Consider the following 20,298-nt stretch of genomic DNA (forward strand, 5'->3'; position numbering starts at 1 on the left):
CCAGGACGTCGATAAGGGCGACACGCTGACCTACACCGCCTCCGGCCTGCCGCCGGGCCTGACCCTCGATCCGGCCACCGGCCTGATCACCGGCAAGCTCGACTCCTCGGCCTCGCAGGGCGGCAACCATGGCGTCTACGACATCGTCGTCACCGCCACCGACGCCAGCGGCGCCAGCGTCACCCAGTCCTTCACCTGGGACGTGAAGAACCCCGCTCCGGTCGCCAAGGATGACACCGGCACGACCGACGAGGACACGTCGCTCAACGTCGACGCCGCCCATGGCGTGCTCGCCAACGACGCCGATCCCGACGGCGACACCATCCGTGTCTCCGAGGTCAACGGCAACGCGGCCAGCGTGGGCCAGCAGATCGCCGGCACGCACGGCGGCACCTTCACGCTCAATGCCGACGGCTCCTACTCCTTCAACCCGGGTTCGGACTTCAAGTCCCTGGGCAACAAGGACTCCACCACCACGTCGATCACCTACACCGTGACCGACGCCGATGGCGCCAGCACCACCGCGACCTTGACGGTCACCGTCACCGGCACCAATGACCTGCCTATCGTGACCAACGATGCGAAGTCGGTCACCGAGGACGCGGGCGTCGCCGACGGCAAGCTCAGCGTGAACGGCGCAGTCACGATCCATGACGCCGACAGTGGCGAGTCCGTCTTCAACACCGGCAGCCTCAAGTTCACCGGCAGCACCCACACCGGCGGCCAGCTGGGCGCGATCTCGATCAACCCGGACGGCACCTACACCTACAAGGTCGACAACGCTGCAGTGCAGTTCCTGAAGGCCGGCCAGACCATCGTCGAGACCTACACGGTCGCTTCCGCCGATGGCACCGCCACCAGCACCATTACCATCACCATCAATGGCACCAACGACGTGCCGACGGTGACTAATGATGCCAAGTCGGTCACCGAAGACGCGGGCGTCGCCGACGGCAAGCTCAGCGTGAACGGCGCGGTCACGATCCACGACGCCGACAGTGGCGAATCGGTCTTCAACACCGGCAGCCTCAAGTTCACCGGCAGCACCCACACCGGCGGCCAGCTGGGCGCGATCTCGATCAACCCGGACGGCACCTACACCTATAAGGTCGACAACGCCGCCGTGCAGTTCCTGAAGGCAGGCCAGACCATTGTCGAGACCTACACGGTCGCCTCCGCCGACGGCACCGCCACCAGCACCATTACCATCACCATCAATGGCACCAACGACGTGCCGACGGTGACCAATGATGCCAAGTCGGTCACCGAGGACGCGGGCGTCACCAACGGTAAGCTCAGCGTGAACGGCGCGGTCACGATCCACGACGCCGACAGTGGCGAGTCGACGTTCAACACCGGCAGCCTCAAGTTCACTGGCAGCACCCACACTGGCGGCCAGCTGGGCGCGATCTCGATCAACCCGGACGGCACCTACACCTACAAGGTCGACAATGCCGCCGTGCAATTCCTGAAGGCCGGCCAGACCATCGTCGAGACCTACACGGTCGCTTCCGCCGATGGCACCGCCACCAGCACCATCACCATCACCATCAACGGCACCAATGACGCGCCGGTGATCCAGGCCCAGACCAATCAGGGCCTGGAAGACCACACGGTGTCCGGCAACGTACTCGTGGGCGCAAGCGACGCCGACAACGACGCGTTGAGTGTCGCCGAGTTCACAATCAACGGCACGAAGTACGCCGCCGGCGCGACCGCCAACATCGTGGGCGTGGGCTTGCTGATCATCAAGACCGACGGCAGCTATGTCTTCACGCCGAACGCCAATTGGAACGGGGTGGTCCCGCAGGTCACTTACACCGTCACGGACGGCACGGCCAAGGTCTCCTCCACGCTGAATATCGACATCCTGCCCGTCAACGACGCGCCGATCTCCCAGGATGGTTCCGGCCACGTCACGGAAGGCAAGAGCTACACGTTCGGCACGAAGGACTTCGCGTTCTCCGATCCGGTGGAAGGCCATTCGATGAAGTCGGTGATCATCGACTCGCTGCCGTCCGGCGGCACGCTGACCATCAACGGCCAGCAAGTCACGGCGGGCCAGGAAATCAGTGCGGCCGACCTGACGAGCGGCAAGCTGATATACACGCCGAATGCCTCGAACGTGGGCGAAAACGCCGGCGCGTCCTTCCAGTTCCACGTCAAGGACACCGGCGGCACCGCCAACGGCGGCCAGGACTCGTCCAGCCAGCAGACGTTCACGCTGCACGTTGACCAGTTCGCGACCGGCAACAACGGCGACGAAACGGTCAAGGGTGGTTCTGGCGACGACGTGCTGCTGGGCGACCAGGGCGGCATGCTGAAGAACGTGACGCCGGGCGCCAGCTACAACATCGCGCTGGTGCTGGACCTCTCCGGCTCGATGGCCAACAAGTGGGGCTCGGGCTCCAGCCGCGAATCTCGTCTGGATACCGCCAAGAAGGCCCTCAAGGCCTTGCTGGAGAATCAACTGGCGATCCACGACGGCACCATCAACGTGTCGCTCATCACCTTCGAAGGCGACTACGGCAGTCGGCTGCAAAAGGAGATCTCGGGCCTGACGTCCGCCAACGTCGACCAGATGGTCAACATCCTCATGGGTCTGCAGACTGGTGGAGGCACACCCTACGGTGAGGCGTTCCGCGAGGCCACGAACTGGCTCAATGGTCAGCCGACGACCGACGCCAACGGCAACGCATTCAAGAACCTGACCTTCTTCCTGACGGACGGCGAACCCACTACTGAGTGGAATTACAACCGCGACACCGAATTTGGCCGCCTGGCCGACGTGAGCGACGTCCACGGCATCGGCATCGGTTCGGGCGTATCCACCAGCACGCTCAACAAGTACGACAACACCGGCGGCCGCTTCACCAGCGGTGGCCAGACCTACGTGGACTTCAGCGGCAACACGGGTGCGAACAACGTCGCCGACTGGAAGACGGATGGAACCGGTTCCGTGGCGAAGAGCGGCGGTGCAATGCGCATCACCGACTCGACGCCGGACGGCCAGGCGTACACCGTGACCATGAATGCCGCCAACAAGATCGTGGTCACCAATACCGCCGGCGCCTCGTTCGGCTTCGACGCCAGCGTAGGCAACAAGGGTACGGGCGACACTTTCAAGTGGGTTCTGCTGAAGTGGAACGGCACCGAATGGAAGGAAGTCGAATCGGGCAGCGAGGCCAACACCAAGACCGCGGGCATCTACGGACCTGGCGAGTACCTGTACCAGTTCATCGTCAACGACAAGAGCTCGGGCAGCGGCGCGTTCCGCGTGGATATCGACAATATCCGCACGTACACCACCGGCCGCACCGATAACTCGCAGGTCGTGTTGAGCCCGTCTGATCTGGAATCGGCGTTGATCAGCGGCAGCACGACCAACGAGCTGGCGCCGGTTGGCAACGACAAGATCTTCGGCGGCGACGGCAACGACATCCTGTTCGGGGATTCGATCAACACCGACTATCTGCCTTGGGGCGTCAACGGCAACCCCGTCAAGCCCACGGACTATCTGGACGGTTCTGGCCTGGACGGACTGAAGCAGTTCCTGCTGCTGAAGAACGGCGTACAGCCCACGGATGCCGATCTGCACAAGTTCATCTCGGACAACCACGCGATCTTCGACGTGCAGGGCGACACCCGCGGGGGCAATGACGAGCTGCACGGCGGCAACGGCAACGACATCATCTATGGCCAGGGCGGCAACGACACCCTGTACGGCGATGATGGCAATGATACGCTCTACGGCGGCGCCGGCAACGACACCCTGTATGGCGGCAACGGCAACGACACGCTGTACGGTGGGGACGGCAACGATGTCCTGATCGGCGGCAAGGGCAACGACACCCTTGTCGGCGGCGCGGGCAGCGATACGTTCAAGTGGGAACTCAACGACCAGGGCGCCATTGGCACTCCGGCCGTCGACACGATCAAGGACTTCTCGATCCTGAAGCCGGTCGATGGCGGCGACATCCTGGACCTGAAGGAACTGCTGGTGGGCGAGAAGGACAGCACGCTGACGCAGTACCTGAACTTCCGCAAGGAAGGCAACGACACGGTCATCGACGTCAACACCAAGGGCCAGATCGGCCAAGGTGCGGATCAGCAGATCGTGCTCCAGAACGTCGACCTGACGCATGACGCCAACGGCCAGACCCTGAGCAACCAGGCCATCATCAACGACCTGCTGCAAAAGGGTAAGCTGAACGTCGACCACTAAGCAGCAAGCCACGGGAAGGCCGGCGACGGCCTTCCCGGCTGCACGAAGCCTCATCTTGCAGTAACCCGACAGCTGCTTCTTAACCCTATCAATATCGACAGTATCGGGCCGAAGCAGCGCCATCTAGTATCTGGCCATCTTGGACAACCCTCTGAAAGGGGGCCAACATGGCCAGTACTTCTTCCGCAATCGTCAACGAAATCTCCGGTCGCGCATGGCTGCGCAACAGCGACGGATCCCTGACGGAACTCCATCAAGGCAGCAAGGTCCCCGCCGGCAGCGACATCGTCACTGCGTCGGGCGCCACGGTTTCCCTCCAAGTCGGGAATGGCGTGCCGATCGTCATTGGCGAAGGCCGCGAGGTCGCGCTCACCAGCGACGTCACCGGCCCCCTGGCCGATCCGTCCGAGGCCGCGATGGCCCTGCCCTCAGGAACCGACTCTGATCGCTTGCTAGCCGCCTTGAGCGACGGCCGCGACCCCTTCGACGAACTGGATCCTACCGCGGCCGTCACGGCCGGCGGCGGCGATGCCGGCGGCAGCAGCTTTGTCCGGCTGGCCCGCATTCTTGAAGCCACCAATCCGCTGGAACAGTCCTACTCTCCGCTCAACCGCGGGGACGATATCCTGCCCCGCGTGCACAGTGCCGCTGCGGCCGGCTTAGACGACGAGACCTCCACGCCGCCCGTCGTCGGCGGCAACGGCGTCCCCAGTTCGACCGCCATTTCCGGCACGTCAGGGATCGATGCCCAGACCGGCGTGCGCTATGACGTCTCCACCCATTTCTCCGATCCGGACGCCAGCGACAAGCTGACCTACACCGCCACCGGCCTGCCGCCTGGCCTCAGCATCGACCCGGACACCGGCGTCATCAGCGGCAACATCAACCATGCCGCCTCACAGGGCGGCAACAACGGCGTCTACACCGTCACCGTCAGCGCGACCGACCCGCCCGGCGCGACGACTTCCCAAACCTTCACCTGGGACGTCGCCAATCCCGCGCCTGCCGCAGTCGACGACGCCGGCGCCACGGATGAAAAGACCTCCCTCAATGTCGATGCGCGCAATGGCGTGCTGGCCAACGACTCCGACCCGGATGGCGACACGCTGACGGTCACGCAGGTCAACGGCAACCCGGCCTATGTAGGCACGGCAATCGCCGGCAGCAATGGGGGCTTGTTCACGCTGAACGCCGATGGCTCCTACACTTTTGAGCCGGGCTCGGCCTTCCAGCATCTGGCCGCCGGTGACAAGGCCCACAGTTCAGTTACTTACACCGTTTCCGACGGCGAAGGCGGCACCAGCACAGCGACGCTCACGATCGAAATTACCGGCACCAACCAGGCGCCGGTAATCCTGCCCCACATCAACCAGGTCCTGGAAGACCACTCGGCATCCGGCAACGTGCTCGGCGGCGCGACCGATGCCGACAACGATGTGCTGAGCGTTGCCACCTACACCGTCGACGGCGCGAAGTATGTCGCGGGCAACACGGCATACATAGCGGGCGTGGGCTCGATCCTCATCAATGCCAACGGCAGCTATACATTCACGCCGGATGCGGATTGGAACGGCGCGGTGCCGCAGATCAGCTATACCGTGACGGATGGCTCTGTCACGACGTCATCCACCTTGGACATTGGCGTCCTGTCCGTCAACGATGCGCCGCTGTCGAGAGACGGCTCCGCTACTGCAGTGGCTGGCGAGCGCTACGTGTTTAGCCTGGACGACTTCCCCTTCTCCGATCCGGCGGAAGGCCATTCGATGAAGTCGGTAATCATAGATTCGCTCCCCCTATTTGGCACGCTGCTCCTGAACGGCGAGGCGATCACGCCAGGACGCGAAATCAGCCTGGCAGACCTGGCCAACGGCAAACTGACGTTTCAACCCGACGCTGACAACTTCCGCTACATCGATGGTTCGACCTTCGAGTTCCGTGTCAAGGATACCGGCGGCACCGCCAACGGCGGCCAGGACACCTCACATCAGCAGACGTTCAAGCTGAGCACTGGCGAGCTTGTCGTTGGCAGCAACGACCACGGCGACCGCGATAGTACTCTCCACCTTTTGAGGGGCCTCGACGGCAATGACGTGATGCTGGGCGACCAAGGCGGCGTACTGGGGATTCCTCCTCTCCCACCAAACACCGCCGGCGGATGGGTCTATCCAGATCATTCCGAGCGGGAAATCCAGGCTAAAAGCGGCTTAGGCCATGTGCTGGCTCCGCTGGACAGGGACGAGATCTTGGGCAACGGCGGTTCAGACATTCTGTTCGGCGACGCCATCAATACGGACTTCTTGCCCTGGGGCGTCGATGGCAACCCAGCCAGGCCTGAGGGCCTGCTCGACGGGTCTGGCCTATGGGCGCTCAAGGAATTCCTGCTTCTGAAGAATGGCGTGCCACCTACGGATGCCGATCTGCACCGGTTCATCTCGGACAACCACGACATGCTCGACGTGCAGGGCGATACACGTGGCGGGGCGGACTACCTGTATGGAGGTGAAGGCGATGACATCCTTTACGGCCAAGGTGGCAACGACTGGCTCCTAGGCGGCCCAGGCCAAGACATTCTATCGGGCGGCACTGGCGACGACATCCTGAGAGGCAACGGAGGAAACGATGTCCTGATTGGCGGCATGGGCGATGACATCATGAGCGGTGATGGCTATGACCTCTATGACCGGGGCAGTCCGTATAGCGAAGGCAGCGACACGTTCAAGTGGACATTCAACGATCAGGGCACGATCACCGCCCCGGCAGTGGATACGGTCAAGGACTTCTCGATCCTGAAACCTGTCGAAGGCGGCGACATCCTGGATCTGCAGGGATTGCTGGTCGGCGAGAACGACGGCAACCTCACCAAGTATCTGGACTTCCGCAAGGAAGGCAATAACACGGTCATCGACGTGAATACCCAGGGCAAGCTAAGCATCCAGGGTGCGGATCAGAAGATCGTGCTGGAAAACGTCGATCTCACCCACGATGCCAACGGCCAGTTCATGAGCAACCAGGCCATCATCAATGACCTGCTGCAAAAGGGAAAGCTGGTCGTAGACCACGGCTAGGCTGTACCCCGCGGAGGCCGCAGCGGCCCTCCCCGCCTTGCACGGCGCATTTTTTCCAAAGGGCACCTCTAAGATGCCCGGAAAAATGTGAAAATCCGTTTCATGCCATCGACTCGCCGTTTCCGCCGCACGCTGAATCTGTGCCGATTGGTTTTGCTATGCCTGGCTTGCGGCTGGGGCGGAAGCTCCGCCCTGGAAGTGAACGCCGACCGGCTGCAAAGCCTGTCGGCCAGCCGCTATGGCGCCAAGGGCGCCAAGGCGGTGTCCAGTTGGCTGGAGCTGATCCGCAACCCGCCCCCCGCGCAGGAACGTGACAAGCTGACGCTGGCCAACGATTTCTGGAACCGCTCCCTGCTGTCCGGCGAGGACATCAATATATGGAAGCAGGCCGACTATTGGGCCACGCCGCTGGAGTCGCTGGGCAAAGGCGCCGGCGACTGCGAAGACTATGTCATCGGCAAGTACTTCACCTTGTTGGCATTCGGCGTCCCCGCTAATAAACTGCGCTTCATTTATGTGCGCGCCCGCATCGGCGGCGCGGCCAGCAGCAGCCAGGTCGCCCACATGGTGCTGGGCTATTACGAAACCCCGAATGCAGTGCCGCTGGTGCTGGACAGCCTGATCTCAACGATCTTGCCCGCCACGCAGCGCCGTGACCTGACCCCCGTCTTCAGTTTCAACGCCGACGGCGTCTACGTCGATGGCAAACCCGCCGCGCCGGTTGACCGCCTCAGCCGCTGGCGTGATCTTCTTCAACGCATGGAACGGGAAGGCGTACGCCCCTGATGTCCGGAAATAAGACTATGTCCATACTTCGACAGTTGCTGCTCAGCGTTACCCTTGCCATCGGCGTCATCCTGCTGGGCACGCTGGCGCTCAGCGTGAACTCCGCTAGGGAATACCTGTCCGGACAATTGCAGGTGCAAAGCACGGACGCCGCCGTGTCGTTGGCGCTGTCGCTTTCGCAGCCCGCGAACAACGACCCGGTCGTGCAGGAGCTGCTCGTGTCGGCGCTGTACGACGGCGGACACTTCTCGCTGGTACGGCTGTCCGATCCTGAAGGCAAGGTTCTGATCGAGCGCAAATCCACGGCCACCGCAACCTCGGTTCCCGCCTGGTTCCAGGCGCTGGCGCCGCTGACCGCGCAATCCGCCAGCCACGCCGTCAGCGACGGCTGGCGCCAGATCGGCGAAGTGACGCTGGTGGCAAACGACGCCTATGCCTGGGAAGCCCTGTGGCGCAGCAGCCTCAAGATGATTGCGCTGGTGGTGGGCGCAGGCATTCTGTGGGCGGTGTTCGCCTTCATGCTGGTGGGCTGGATCAAGAACCGCCTGCTGCGCGAAATCAGCGACCACGTGCGCGGCATCGGCCAGGAATCTCCGACCGAACAGGTCGAGGCCCGCGTGCCCGAACTGTCCGGAGTGGTGCAGGCCTTGAACCAGACGCGCGAACGTATCCACGCCAGCGTCGAGGAACAGAACGCCAAGATCGAATCGCTGGAACTGGAACTGAACCAGGATCCGGTCACTGGCCTGCCGAACCGCAAGTACTTCGTCAACGAGTTCCGCCGCGCGCTGGAAGCGCCCGCCGTCACTACGGGCCGCGGCATCGACGGCGGCCATATCCTGGTGTTCCGCCAGCGCGACCTTGCGGACCTGAACCGCCACATGCCGCGCGAATTCATCGATCAATGGTTGCGCACGGCATGCGAACGCATCCGTGGCACCCTCAAGAGCATGCACGTTGCCTCGCCCCTGCTGGCCCGCATGAACGGCTCGGATTTCGCGCTGCTGCTGCCAGGCTGCGCGGCGCCCCAGGCCATGATGGTCGCGGAACAGGTACGCGCGGACCTGCACGCTTCGCGCATTCCCGTCGGTGAGGGGCATCTCTGCCGCTGGGCGCAGGCCATGACCGACTATGGCCACGGCAGCCAGGCCGGTCCGGTGCTGGCGCGCCTGGACTTCGGGCTGATGCGCGCGGAAAGCGCGGGCAACGACCAGGTCGTGATCGCGGGCGCGACCGATATGCAGTCTCCGTCGGAATCGGGCGAGCGCGCCTGGAAGGACGCGATCCAGTCCGCTCTGGAAGATCACCGCTTCGAACTGGCCATGGAACCCTTGCAGGCCATCGATGGCAGCACTGTCCGCGTCGAGGCCATGCTGATGCTGCGCACCGCCGCCGACCAGGTGCCGATCCCCGCCACCCTGTTCATCCCGCCGGCCGTGCGCCTGGACCTGGTGGCCGACTGCGATCTGGAAGCGGTGAGCCTGGGGCTGGATTGGCTGGCGGCGAACCCTGGCGAACTCGCCGTCCGGGTGGCACTGCCCTCGTTGCGCGGCCAGAAATTCTTCCGCCAGCTGGCCTTGCTGCTGACGGAACACCGGCCGCTGGCGCGCCGTCTGTACCTGGAAATCGACGCGCACGGTCTGGTGGAGTGCCACGAGCAGATCGCCACGCTGGCCCGCGTGGCGTCGGAGTTCGGCGCGCATATCGGCGTGCGCAGGCTGGCGCAGCAGTTTGGCGCGGTGGCGCAATTGCACACCCTGCCTCTGTCGTATGTGAAGTTGGGCGGCGGCTTCGTCGGCGGCATGTCCCAAAGCCCCGGCAGCCAGCAGCTGACGGCGTCGGTGCTGGAAACTGCTCGCGGCTTGAATATCGCGGTCTATGCCGAGGATGTGCCGGACGCCGAAACGCAGCGCATCCTGGCCAAGCTGGGCATAGGCATCATGCGCGGTCCTGGCGTCAGGACGGCCGCGGCCTGAACCAGCCCGCGGCTGCCCGCAGGGTCGCCTTAGCGGGCGGCCCTGCCCTTGGACTGTTCGTACAGAGGCATCACCTGTTGCGCCGCAGCCTGCAGATCGCTGATGCGCGACTCCGCAGAGGGATGGGTCGACAGGATTTCGGGCGGCGCGTTGCCCTGCTCGGCAGCCCCCATCTTCTGCCACAGCGTCACGGCAGCGCGCGGATCGTAACCCGCCCGGGCCGCCAGCTCCACGCCCATGCGGTCGGCCTCGCTCTCGTGCGTGCGGCTATTGGGCAGCGTGAACATCACGCTCGTGAGTTGCCCGCCCAGGTCCGATGCCGCGGACGACCCGGTGGCAATCGCCAGCACCGACAACCCGAGATTGGTGGCCATCTGCTGCGAGACGCGCTCGCGCGCATGCTCGCGCAAGGCATGGGAGATCTCGTGGCCCAGCACCGCCGCCAGCTCGTCGTCCGTGGGCTTGATCTTGGCGATCAGGCCGGTATAGACGGCGATCTTGCCGCCCGGCATGCACCAGGCGTTGACCTCGTTGCTGGACAGCACATGGACTTCCCATTTCCAGCTGGCCGCATCAGGCCGGAATACCCCCGCCTGCGCGATCAACCGCTGCGAAATGGCGCGGACCCGCGCCAGCTGCTGGGCGTCGCGGTCCAGCAGGCCCTTGGCCTGCGCCTGCTTGAGGATATCGGAGTACTGCTGGGTCGCTTCCTGTTCCAGCGCCTGCGAAGGCACCATGCTGGACATGTACTGGGTCCGGTTGACGCCGATGGCGCCGGACTGGGTGGTGTTCATGCCCGTGCAGCCCGCCATGGCAGCCAGCGCGAGTGCCGCGCCAGCGTTGCGCAGCTGATGACGTTTCCGGTTCATGTCGGCCTCCCTGGCGATTCGAAGAACGACAGCGTATCAGACTACCGGGTCGCCACATTGGCCGCGATGGCGCAAGGCGTGATCGATCAGCACCAGCGCCAGCATCGCTTCGGCGATGGGCGTGGCCCGGATGCCGACGCAAGGATCGTGGCGGCCCAGCGTCTGCACCATGACCGGATCGTTGGCGCGGTTCACGGAACGGCGCTCGACCCGGATGCTGGAGGTAGGCTTGATGGCGAGCGACACCGTGACCGGCTGGCCCGTGGAGATGCCGCCCAATACCCCGCCCGCGTGATTGGTCAGAAAGCCGTCCGGCGTGAGTTCGTCGCCATGTTCCGAACCGCGTTGCGTGATGCTGTCGAAGCCCGCGCCGATGGACACGCCCTTGACGGCATTCAGCCCCATCATCACGTGCGCGATGTCGGCGTCCAGGCGGTCGTAGATCGGCTCGCCCCAGCCCGCAGGCAGGTTTTCAGCCACGACCTCGATGCGGGCGCCGATGGAATCTCCATCGCGACGCAATTGGTCCATATAGGCTTCCAATTCCGGCACGATCTCGGCGTTGGGCGCATAGAAGGGGTTGTTGGGGACCTCTTCCCAGGAAACGAAGGGAATGGCGATGGGGCCCAGCTGGCTCATGTAGCCGCGGACCTTCACCCCGTACTGTTCCGCCAGCCACTTCTTGGCGATGGCGCCAGCGGCGACTGTCGGCGCGGTCAGGCGCGCCGAGGAACGGCCGCCCCCGCGCGGATCGCGCACGCCGAACTTGCGCCAGTAGGCGTAGTCGGCATGACCCGGCCGGAAGGTATCGGCAATGTTGGAGTAGTCCTTGCTGCGCGCATCGGTGTTGCGGATCAGCAGGCCGATAGGCGTACCCGTCGTCACTCCCTCGTATACGCCCGACAGGATTTCCACCTGGTCGGCTTCCTGGCGCTGCGTGACGTGGCGCGACGTGCCAGGGCGGCGGCGATCCAGTTCGAGCTGGATGTCGGAGGCGTCCAGCGACAGCCCCGGAGGACAGCCGTCCACGACGCAACCGATGGCCGGCCCGTGGGATTCGCCGAAATTGGTGACGGTAAAGAGGGTACCTAGGGTATTGCCGGGCATAGGGAGTCAACAGGTCGGGTTTGCAAGCAACCCCGATTATGACACCGCCGAGGCCAAAGCCTGGATTTCGGATGCCGGCGCGGGGCGGCCCAGCAGGAAGCCCTGCATCACGCGGCAGCCCAGGGACTTCAGGATCTCGCGCTGGCCCTCGGTTTCGACGCCTTCCGCCACCACCGGCAGATGCATCGCCTGGCACAACCCGAACAGCGCCGAAACGACCTCGCGGCTGCCGGCATCGGACTCCAGCGCGGAAATGAAGCTGCGGTCGATCTTGACCCAGTCGATGGGCAGGCTGCGCAAGTGGTTGAGGCTGGAATAGCCGCAGCCGAAATCGTCCAGCGCCACGCCTATGCCCTTGGCCCGCAACGTGTTCAGGATCTTCACGTGCCGCTCGTAATGCAGGATGAAGAGGGATTCCGTGATTTCCAGCACCAGCTTGCGCGGCGCCAGACTTGCGGCGGCCAGCGCGTCCGAAACCAGTTCGACCAGACCGTCCTCGTTCATCTGCTTGACCGACAGATTCACGTGCACGCGCCAGGCCGCCGGCCACTGCGCCGCCTGGGTACACGCCCGTTCCAGTATCCATGCTCCGAGCGGCACGATCAGGCCACTGCGTTCGGCCAATTCGATGGTCACCGCGGGCGACACGCTGCCGAGCACCGGATGATGCCAACGCAACAGGGCCTCGCAGCCCTGCACCACGCCCGTGCCGCTGTCGCAGACCGGCTGGTAATACAGCTCGAATTGCTCCATGGCCGGTGTGGTCAGCGCCAGCCGCAAGTCGTTCTCCAGCCCTTGCTGGTCGCGCTGGCGCGCCAGCATGCGGAAGTCGAACAGGTTCCAACCCGGACCGCCACGTTCCTTCAGCGGCAGCAGCGCCACTTGCACGCAACGCTGCAGTTCCTCGACGCTGCGTCCGTGCTCGGGATACAGGGCCGCGCCGACGCGGAACATCGCAATCAGGGGACGGCCTCCCAGCTCGTAGGGCACGCTCAGCGCATCCAACAGCTTGGCCGATACCTGGGCGGCGCCTTCCTCATCCACATCGGGGACACAGAGCGTGAACGCATCCGCCCCCGTGCGCGCCACCATGCCGCCCATGGAGCGGCAGATCAGACCGAGGCGATCGGCCACCTGCACCAGCAAGGCCTGGTCCTCGCCGGCGCGCAGCATGGCGCTGATCTCGGCGTATTGCTCGAAACTCACCAGGAAAAAGGCGCCGCGGCGCGAGCGCCCTTCGGCATCGTTCAGCCAGGCGCGGGCGCGCCGGTGCAATTCCTGCTGGCTCAGGACACCGGTCAATTCATCGCGCGTCAGGCGTTGACGCAACAGGCGTTCCCTGCGCACGAAGATCAAACACATCGCCACAAGTGCGCCCGCGAGCGTCAGGCACAGTGCGAGCAGGTAACTCTCACGCACGGAGCCCCCTATCCATAAGCCCCTGGCGTTGCGGTTCGAATTGGAACCCAAGGGCTGTAACATTTTTTAAAATATGCATTATTTTCGCAAAAAACGCCACACTTCAGAGGCAACGCACCTCTTTTTCCCTGTATTCCTACGGTTTTCTGGTTGCTCACGGCTGGGCGGGCTTGGCCATGGCAACCCTCCGTCAACCCCTATGCGACACGTTTGTCCTACTACTACGACAGCCACACCCGAAAAATTAATACACCGTGTCTCGATAGTTGTCATTGAAAAACGGGCGCCAGTGAAATAATTGCACAGCTTGCCCTGTTCCGGCACGGATTTAGTAATATTCGGTACCTTCTGTGACATGTAGAATTGCTGTACCACTGATGTATTAGTGCTCAGTGTCACGTTTCGTATCCAGGCTTTTTTGCGTCGGGCGCGGCTGCGTTCCAACGCCGGTCTAACCGGGCAGCTGGCAGTCCTCAATTCAGGCCGCCACAATGGTCAGGAAGGGAACCTCCAAATACATGTCCACATTCCGCCGGTTGCTGTTCTTCACCGCCCTCCTCGTCGGGCTCGTTCTGCTTGGCGTGCAGACGGTGGGAATGTTGGCCGCGCACCGCTACCTGACCGCGCAATTGGCGCAGCAAAGCGCCGACGGCGCCGGCGCGCTCGCCTGGACCCTGTCACATGCCGCCGGCGGCGCAGATGGGCGGGAAGCGCTGGCGGACGGGATGTTCGCGCAAGGCGGCTACGCCCTGGTGCGCATCACGGACGACACGGGCGGCCCCGGCATCGAGCGGCACCTGCCCCGGAGCGACGCGCAGACCCGGGAACATGATTGGCGCGACACCTGGCTGAACATGGAGGCGCCCGCCATCTCGCGGCCGTATGCGGCCCCGGACGGCAGCTCGCGCGGCACGGTCACCGTGCAGGCGGATTCGCGGGCGGCGCGCGACACGCTCTGGCAAGGCGGCGTGCGGGTCCTGGGCCTGGTGCTGGCCGCGGGCCTTCTGTGGGTGCTGTTTTCGCTGAATCTGGCGCGGCGGATAGAAGCGCGAACCTCGCGCGACATCTGTGAACGCGTGCGCGCCCTGGCGCCGGGCAACGGCGCGGCTCTGCCCGGCGCTTGCGAATTGGCCGGCGTGGACCAGGCTCTGGTGGACGCGCAACGCCTGGTCGCCGCAACGGTGCAGGAGCAGAATGCCCGGATCGAATCGCTGCAAAGCGAAATCTACCGCGATCCCATCACCCGCCTGCACAACCGCAAATACTTCATCGATCAGTTCATGCAGGCCCTCGCGGACAAGAGCCCCGAGGCGGGCGGCCACCTCCTGATGTTCCGGCAGCGCGATCTGGCGCAGATCAACCGGCATCTTTCCCGCGCCTTCACCGACCAGTGGCTGCGCTCCTCGTCTGACCGGCTCGGCAAGCTGGTCGCCGAATTCGGCGGGCCGGACGCGATGCTAGCCCGCATCAGCGGCTCGGACTTTGCCCTGCTGCTGCCCAGGACCTCGGCGCCGCAAGCCAGCCTGCTGGCCGAGCGCGTGCGGCGCGAACTGCGCTCGCTGCGCGTGCCCATGGACAAGCACGAGTCCTGCCGTTGGGCTCTGGCGCTCGCCGCTTTCGTGCCGGGCGACAACATAAGCGACACGCTGGCGCGGCTGGACCATGCCCTGATGTGCGCCGAAAGCGCCGACGACGACCAGATCGCGCCCGCCAGCCGCGCGCCCGACAGCACCCACATCGGCGAATACAGCTGGCACGACGCCCTGGTCACGGCCCTGGAGCAGCACAGGTTCTCGCTGTCGGTGCAGCCTTTGCACGACCTGTCCGGCGCCCTGCTGCACCAGGAAGCCAGCCTGACGCTGCACGACACCGCCGGCCGCGACCCCGTGCCGGCTTCGATCTTCATGCCGCCTGCCGTGCGCCTCGGCCTGTCCGCCGAATGCGACATACAAGCCATCCGCCTGGGGCTGGACTGGCTGTTCGCGCGTCCGGGCGCACTGGCGGTGCCGATCTCGCTAGCCTCGATCGCGCAACCATCATTCCAGTCCCGGCTGCAGCGCATGCTGGCCGACCGGCCGGCCCTGACGGCGCGTCTGGTCATCGAAGTCGACGCGGCAGGCCTCGCAGTTCAGGGAACGGACATGCACCAGCTTTGCGACATCGTCGTGGCCGCGGGCGCCCGGGTCGGCGTGAGCCGGCTGTCATACCAATTCGGCGCCATCGAGCACCTGCACGAGTATCCCCTGTCCTATCTGAAGCTGTGCGGCGGGTTCATTGCGGGCCTGCTCCACAGCCCCGGCAGCCAGCACCTTGCCGCCACGGTCGTCGCCACCGCTGCTGCGCTGAACATAGCGGTCTACGCTGAAGACGTGCCCGACATCGCGACGCAAAACGTCCTGGCGGGCATGGGCGTCCACGCCATGCGCGGACCTGTCGTAAACTCCGCCCAGGCGCAAGACCTCGCTCCTGATCATCCCTGGGTTTCCAGTTGACGGAAGGCATGCTGCTTCGCATCTGTTGGCTTTTTCGCATCCATTGGCTTTTTCGCCTGCGCCGCGCCGGCGGTTTCCGCGTGGAGCGCCTATCCTTGCTGGCGCGGTCGGGAACCCTGCTGTGCGGCCTGCTTGGCTCCGACGCGGCCCTGGCCTATGGCCTGGACACCTCATATGAAGACCTGCACATGGGTCTGATGGCGGGCGTCGCCACCGCCTGCGGCGTGGCCTGTGCCGTCGCCTGGGCGGCTACCCGCAACGTCATGTACGGCGCGGGGCTGGCCTTCATGCTGCTTGAAGGCGTATTCCGCTCCATGCCGTCGCTACTGCCGCCCGCCGCGCTGCAGGCCGGCTCCTACGCTGCCTTGCTGGCGCTGACCGCGCCTCTCTTGTCGCAATGGTCGGCCGCCAGGCTGGCGGCAGTCTGCCGCTGGGCCAGCATAGCGCTGACGGTTGCGGCCGTGCTGGCGCTGATATTCGCCTACGAGCCGGACAACGATTTTGCTGCGGCCATGATCGCGGGAGCCTGCGCCATCGCCAGCCTGCCGCTGGCGCTCGGGTTGCTGGTCCGCGCAGCAAGCGAAGCGCGGGCGCGCGCCGCTGCGCTGGCCCTGGCCGGCGCCTACGGCGTCTCGGCCTGGTTGCTGGGGCATGACGCCTGGCTACCCGAAGGCGCCGCCAGCGGCGGCACCGCGGCCGAACTGGCCCGGCTGCTGCTGGTATCGACCTCCCTGCTCTTGACGACAATCGGCCAGCAAGGCCGCCCGCAAGCCGCATCCGAACGCGAAGGCCATGAACACAGCGACGCGGAGCATGTCGCGCAGGGCGAGCTGAGGCTGGCCGAACTGGCCGGCGCGCTCGACACGCAACGCCAGATGAATGCGCTGATCTCGCACGAACTGCGCGCTCCGCTGGCCACCGTCAGCGCGGCGGCCCAGTCCCTGGACATGATTCTTGCCGACAGCGGCGAAGCCGTGGGCAACCGCCTGGCGCGGATTCATCGTTCGGTCACCCGCATGACCGAACTCATGGATCAGCTGTTGAATCAGGACAGGCTGGGCGAACAAGCCTGGACGCCGCGCGGCGAACAGACGGACATGGCGGAACTGGCGCGCGACGTCGTCGCCGCGATGCAGCCCGACACCGCGCACGCGCTGGTGCTCCAGGCCGCAGCCTCATTGCCGGTCTACTGCGACCGCCCCCTGACCAGCGTGGTGGTACGCAACCTGATCCATAACGCCATCAAGTATTCGCCCGCCAACGAACCAGTCCGCATCGAAACCGGCCATACCCGCGCGGGTGTCACGCCCATGGCCTGGCTGGCCGTCATCGACCGCGGCCCCGGCATAGGCGACGAGGAACAAGCCAAGATCTTCGAACCGCATTTCCGGCGCTCCGCGCATCGGGAAACGCAAGGCATGGGCATCGGCCTGTACCTGGCCCGGCGCATCTGCCAGAACCAGGGCGGTTCCCTGACCATGGAGAGCAAGGTCGGCGTGGGCACGCGCTTCGTCGTCACCTTGCCGTCCAATCCTCCGGCGGCTTGAACGCCGCCTGGCGTATCAGGCCGCGAACACGTAACCCTGGCCGCGCACGGACAGCACGGGCAACTTCAAACCCGCGCTCTGCGCCTTGGCGCGCAAGCGGCTGACCAGCACGTCGATACGACGCAACTCGAAGCCGCCCGGGCTGTCCGGCAGGAACAGTTCCGCCAGGACTTGACGGCTGACCGCGCTGCCGGCGGCATCCATCAGGGCAATCAGAAAGGTCCGTTCCTGGGCGCTGAGATGCAACGACGCGCCGTCGGGAGCGACCAGGATCCAGCCGCCGTCCTGCAGGGACCAAGAAGTGTCGGAGGAAGCGCGCGTTTCCGCATCCGCGGGACGCGGCGCCTTGGCCAGGCGCATGCGGCGGGCCAGACTGCGGATGACCGAGCTGAGTTCCAGCAGGTCCACGGGCTTGGTCATATAGACGTCGGCGCCGCCTTCCAGGCCGCGCACCCGGTCTTCGAGCGCGCTGCGGCCGGTCAGCATGACGATGCCCACCGGACTTAGCGCGCGCAAGCGAGTCGCCACGGAGAAACCGTCCTCTCCGGGCAAGTGGGCATCAAGAATGACGATATCGCAGGGCTGCTCCTGCAACCGGCGATAAAACGCCGCCGCATTATCACAGGCAAACGCCACTCGGAAACCATAGCCACCCAAGCCTAACGCCAACTCCTCCCGGAAGTCGGCGTCATCCTCAAGCAGACCGATACACAGCAAACCATCTGCGCCAGCCATATTTAGAGTGCTTTATTTTGAAGATTATCGACAAATGCCCCGAGGACGCGGGGTCCCGGGTGTTCCGCTGGCGACAATCTTACGTCTTTTACAATGGAAACGAATGATTGCAATGAAAAAAACTGCGATATTCCTTATCCAAATGGTTATTTTCTTGTAAATCGCGTGTAAACCGCTTTCTTCGATCCCTGGTTTACGCCCGCCGGCGGCCGATATTAAGACGAGCAGCTGACTTCCAGGCTGCCCGCCCAATCCGGCGGCAGTCCCGCATAGCGCTCATGTCCCGGCAGGACCTCGTAGGGATTGCGCAGCAGCTTCATCAGCGTGTCGATCTCGGTGGCGTCGCCCGATTTGGCCGCCCGGATCGCCTCTTCCGCCAGATGATTGCGCAGCACGTAAATCGGATTGACGCGGTTCATCCCTTCAGTCACCTCCCGCGCCGGCCTGTCATCCTGCGCATGCCGCGCCACCAGACGGTCCAACCAGGCGCCCGCAGCCGGACGGTCGATGAACAAGTCTTCGAACATGCCGCGGCGGCCCTCCAGGGCATCGGCCAGGCGCCGCCAGGTCAACGTGAAGTCGGCCTGGTTGGCGTCCATCAGCTTGAGCAGGTCGTCCAGCAGCGCCTCGTCGTCCGGACGCCATGCGGCCAGGCCCAGCTTGGCCGCCATCCGATCGTGGAAGGCCCGCGTGAAGACGGCTTCGAATTCATCCAGTACGGCCCGCAAGCCATCCACGTCCTGCACCAGCGCATGCAAGCTGCCGCCCAATCGGTACAGGTTCCACAGGGCCACGGACGGCTGCCGGTTCCAGGAATAACGCCCTTCCGAATCCGAATGGTTGCAGATGTGGCCCAGGCGGAAACCGTCCATGAAGCCATAGGGACCGTAATCCAGCGTCAGGCCCAGGATGGACATGTTGTCGGTATTCATCACGCCGTGGCAAAAGCCGACCGCCTGCCAGTCGGCCATCAGCAGCGCCGTGCGCCGCGTGACCGCGCGCAGCAGATTTATATAGGGAGCCACGTCGTCGCGGGCCTGTCCCGTTTCCGCGTCCCGGCATTCCGGGTAATAGCGGTCGATGACGTAGTCCGCCAGCGTCTTCAGCAGATCGGGTTGGCGGCGCGACGACCAATGCTCGAACGAACCGAAGCGCACGAAACTGGGCGACATGCGGGTCACGATGGCGGCCGTTTCCACGGTTTCGCGCATGACCGGGTCATCCGATACCACCAAAGCCAGCGCGCGCGTCGTGGGCACACCCAGGCCATGCATGGCCTCGCTGGCCAGATACTCGCGCACCGACGAGCGCAGCACCGCGCGGCCATCGCCCATGCGTGAATATGGCGTCATGCCGGAACCCTTGAGTTGCAGCTCCCAGTTTCCTTGCGGCCCCTCGACCTCGCCCAGCAGATGGGCGCGGCCGTCACCCAATTGGCCGGCCCAGACGCCGAATTGGTGGCCGCTGTAGACCGCCGCCAGGGTATCGCCGCCAGGCAGGGGCTGGGCGCCCGAAAATACGCTCAGGAACTCGGCCGTGGACAGGACGGCAGGGTCCAGGCCGATGAGTTCCGCCGCCTCGGCATTGGCGTGCAGCAGGCGCGGATTATTCAGCGCCTGAGGCGCGAGCCGGGTATAGAACGGCGCGGGCAAGGCGGCGAAGGAATTGACGACGCGCAGGTCGGACAGCTTGTGGGCGCTCATGCGCGTTGCCTCCTGGCCGCCCGCTTGGCGGGCCGCACATAGAAAATGGCGCTAAGGAAGAAGATGGCCGACAGCAGGACCTCGCCCCAGGCCATTGCCACCGACAGCGGCGCCGGATCGGACATGGCACGCACCACGCCCTCCATCAGGTAGAGCAGCGACAGCATGGAGGCCCACTGATAGGTATAGAGATTGCCTCGCACGATGCCGCGCAGCGGAAATGCCAGTGGCAGCGCCTTCAGCAGCATCCAGGACCCGCCCGGCCGCACCGGCGCCACCACGGTTTCCCAGGTGACGCAAAGCACGATCAGGGCGAACAGCGAAACCGAGGCCAGCAGGCGCAAACGGGGGTTGAGTTCAGGGTTCATGCTGCT

12 protein-coding genes are annotated in these 20,298 nt (G+C 64.7%); 6 read left to right on the top strand and 6 right to left on the bottom strand.

Going from position 1 to position 20,298, the window contains the following annotated elements; all coding sequences use genetic code 11:
- From HWY37_RS30260 to HWY37_RS30275, 4 genes are all read left to right on the top strand, one after another.
- The coding region (locus tag HWY37_RS30260; RefSeq protein ID WP_176090516.1) for a VCBS domain-containing protein at positions 1–4,225 on the top strand (4,225 nt) is incomplete at its 5' end.
- A gap of 167 nt (positions 4,226–4,392) precedes the next feature.
- Entirely contained in the window at positions 4,393–7,290 is a 2,898-nt protein-coding gene (locus HWY37_RS30265) for a retention module-containing protein (RefSeq protein WP_176090517.1), read from the top strand.
- Between the two features lie 102 nt (positions 7,291–7,392).
- Positions 7,393–8,076: a transglutaminase-like cysteine peptidase gene (locus HWY37_RS30270; RefSeq protein WP_175207387.1), complete on the top strand. Its 684-nt coding sequence runs from the start codon at positions 7,393–7,395 to the stop codon at positions 8,074–8,076.
- Positions 8,077–8,093: 17 nt separating this feature from the next.
- Positions 8,094–10,052, top strand: a complete 1,959-nt coding sequence (locus HWY37_RS30275) for a bifunctional diguanylate cyclase/phosphodiesterase (RefSeq protein WP_175207388.1) — start codon at positions 8,094–8,096, stop codon at positions 10,050–10,052.
- 29 nt (positions 10,053–10,081) lie between these two features.
- Here HWY37_RS30275 and HWY37_RS30280 read toward each other — a convergent pair whose 3' ends face one another.
- Genes HWY37_RS30280 through HWY37_RS30290 form a run of 3 tightly spaced genes read right to left on the bottom strand, consistent with a single transcriptional unit; the run spans position 10,082 to position 13,390 of the window.
- The gene (locus tag HWY37_RS30280) at positions 10,082–10,921 is read right to left on the bottom strand and encodes a M48 family metallopeptidase (protein ID WP_176090518.1); all 840 of its coding nucleotides are present in this window, start codon (positions 10,919–10,921) and stop codon (positions 10,082–10,084) included.
- A 36-nt stretch (positions 10,922–10,957) separates the two neighbouring features.
- Positions 10,958–12,028 (bottom strand): chorismate synthase, encoded by a 1,071-nt coding sequence (aroC, locus tag HWY37_RS30285; RefSeq protein WP_175207390.1) that lies wholly within the window; start codon positions 12,026–12,028, stop codon positions 10,958–10,960.
- Positions 12,029–12,064: 36 nt separating this feature from the next.
- Positions 12,065–13,390 (bottom strand): putative bifunctional diguanylate cyclase/phosphodiesterase, encoded by a 1,326-nt coding sequence (locus tag HWY37_RS30290; protein WP_175207455.1) that lies wholly within the window; start codon positions 13,388–13,390, stop codon positions 12,065–12,067.
- A 575-nt stretch (positions 13,391–13,965) separates the two neighbouring features.
- On the opposite strand from HWY37_RS30290, the gene HWY37_RS30295 reads away from it, so the two are divergent.
- Positions 13,966–15,939 (top strand): bifunctional diguanylate cyclase/phosphodiesterase, encoded by a 1,974-nt coding sequence (locus tag HWY37_RS30295; protein ID WP_176090519.1) that lies wholly within the window; start codon positions 13,966–13,968, stop codon positions 15,937–15,939.
- An 80-nt stretch (positions 15,940–16,019) separates the two neighbouring features.
- Positions 16,020–17,486, top strand: coding sequence for a sensor histidine kinase (locus HWY37_RS30300; RefSeq protein ID WP_338076283.1), 1,467 nt, complete (start codon positions 16,020–16,022; stop codon positions 17,484–17,486).
- 15 nt (positions 17,487–17,501) lie between these two features.
- On the opposite strand, the gene HWY37_RS30305 is transcribed toward HWY37_RS30300, so the two are convergent.
- From HWY37_RS30305 to HWY37_RS30315, 3 genes are all read right to left on the bottom strand, one after another.
- Positions 17,502–18,221: a response regulator transcription factor gene (locus HWY37_RS30305; protein ID WP_175207393.1), complete on the bottom strand. Its 720-nt coding sequence runs from the start codon at positions 18,219–18,221 to the stop codon at positions 17,502–17,504.
- A 215-nt stretch (positions 18,222–18,436) separates the two neighbouring features.
- Complete coding sequence (locus tag HWY37_RS30310) at positions 18,437–19,924, bottom strand: protein adenylyltransferase SelO (RefSeq protein WP_176090521.1); 1,488 nt, start codon at positions 19,922–19,924, stop codon at positions 18,437–18,439.
- Positions 19,921–20,292 (bottom strand): DUF2069 domain-containing protein, encoded by a 372-nt coding sequence (locus tag HWY37_RS30315; protein ID WP_176090522.1) that lies wholly within the window; start codon positions 20,290–20,292, stop codon positions 19,921–19,923. The genes HWY37_RS30310 and HWY37_RS30315 overlap by 4 nt, the downstream gene beginning before the upstream one ends.
- Positions 20,293–20,298 lie beyond the last annotated feature (6 nt).

It is taken from the genome of Achromobacter anxifer (assembly GCF_903652925.1).
Classification (GTDB): domain Bacteria; phylum Pseudomonadota; class Gammaproteobacteria; order Burkholderiales; family Burkholderiaceae_B; genus Achromobacter; species Achromobacter anxifer.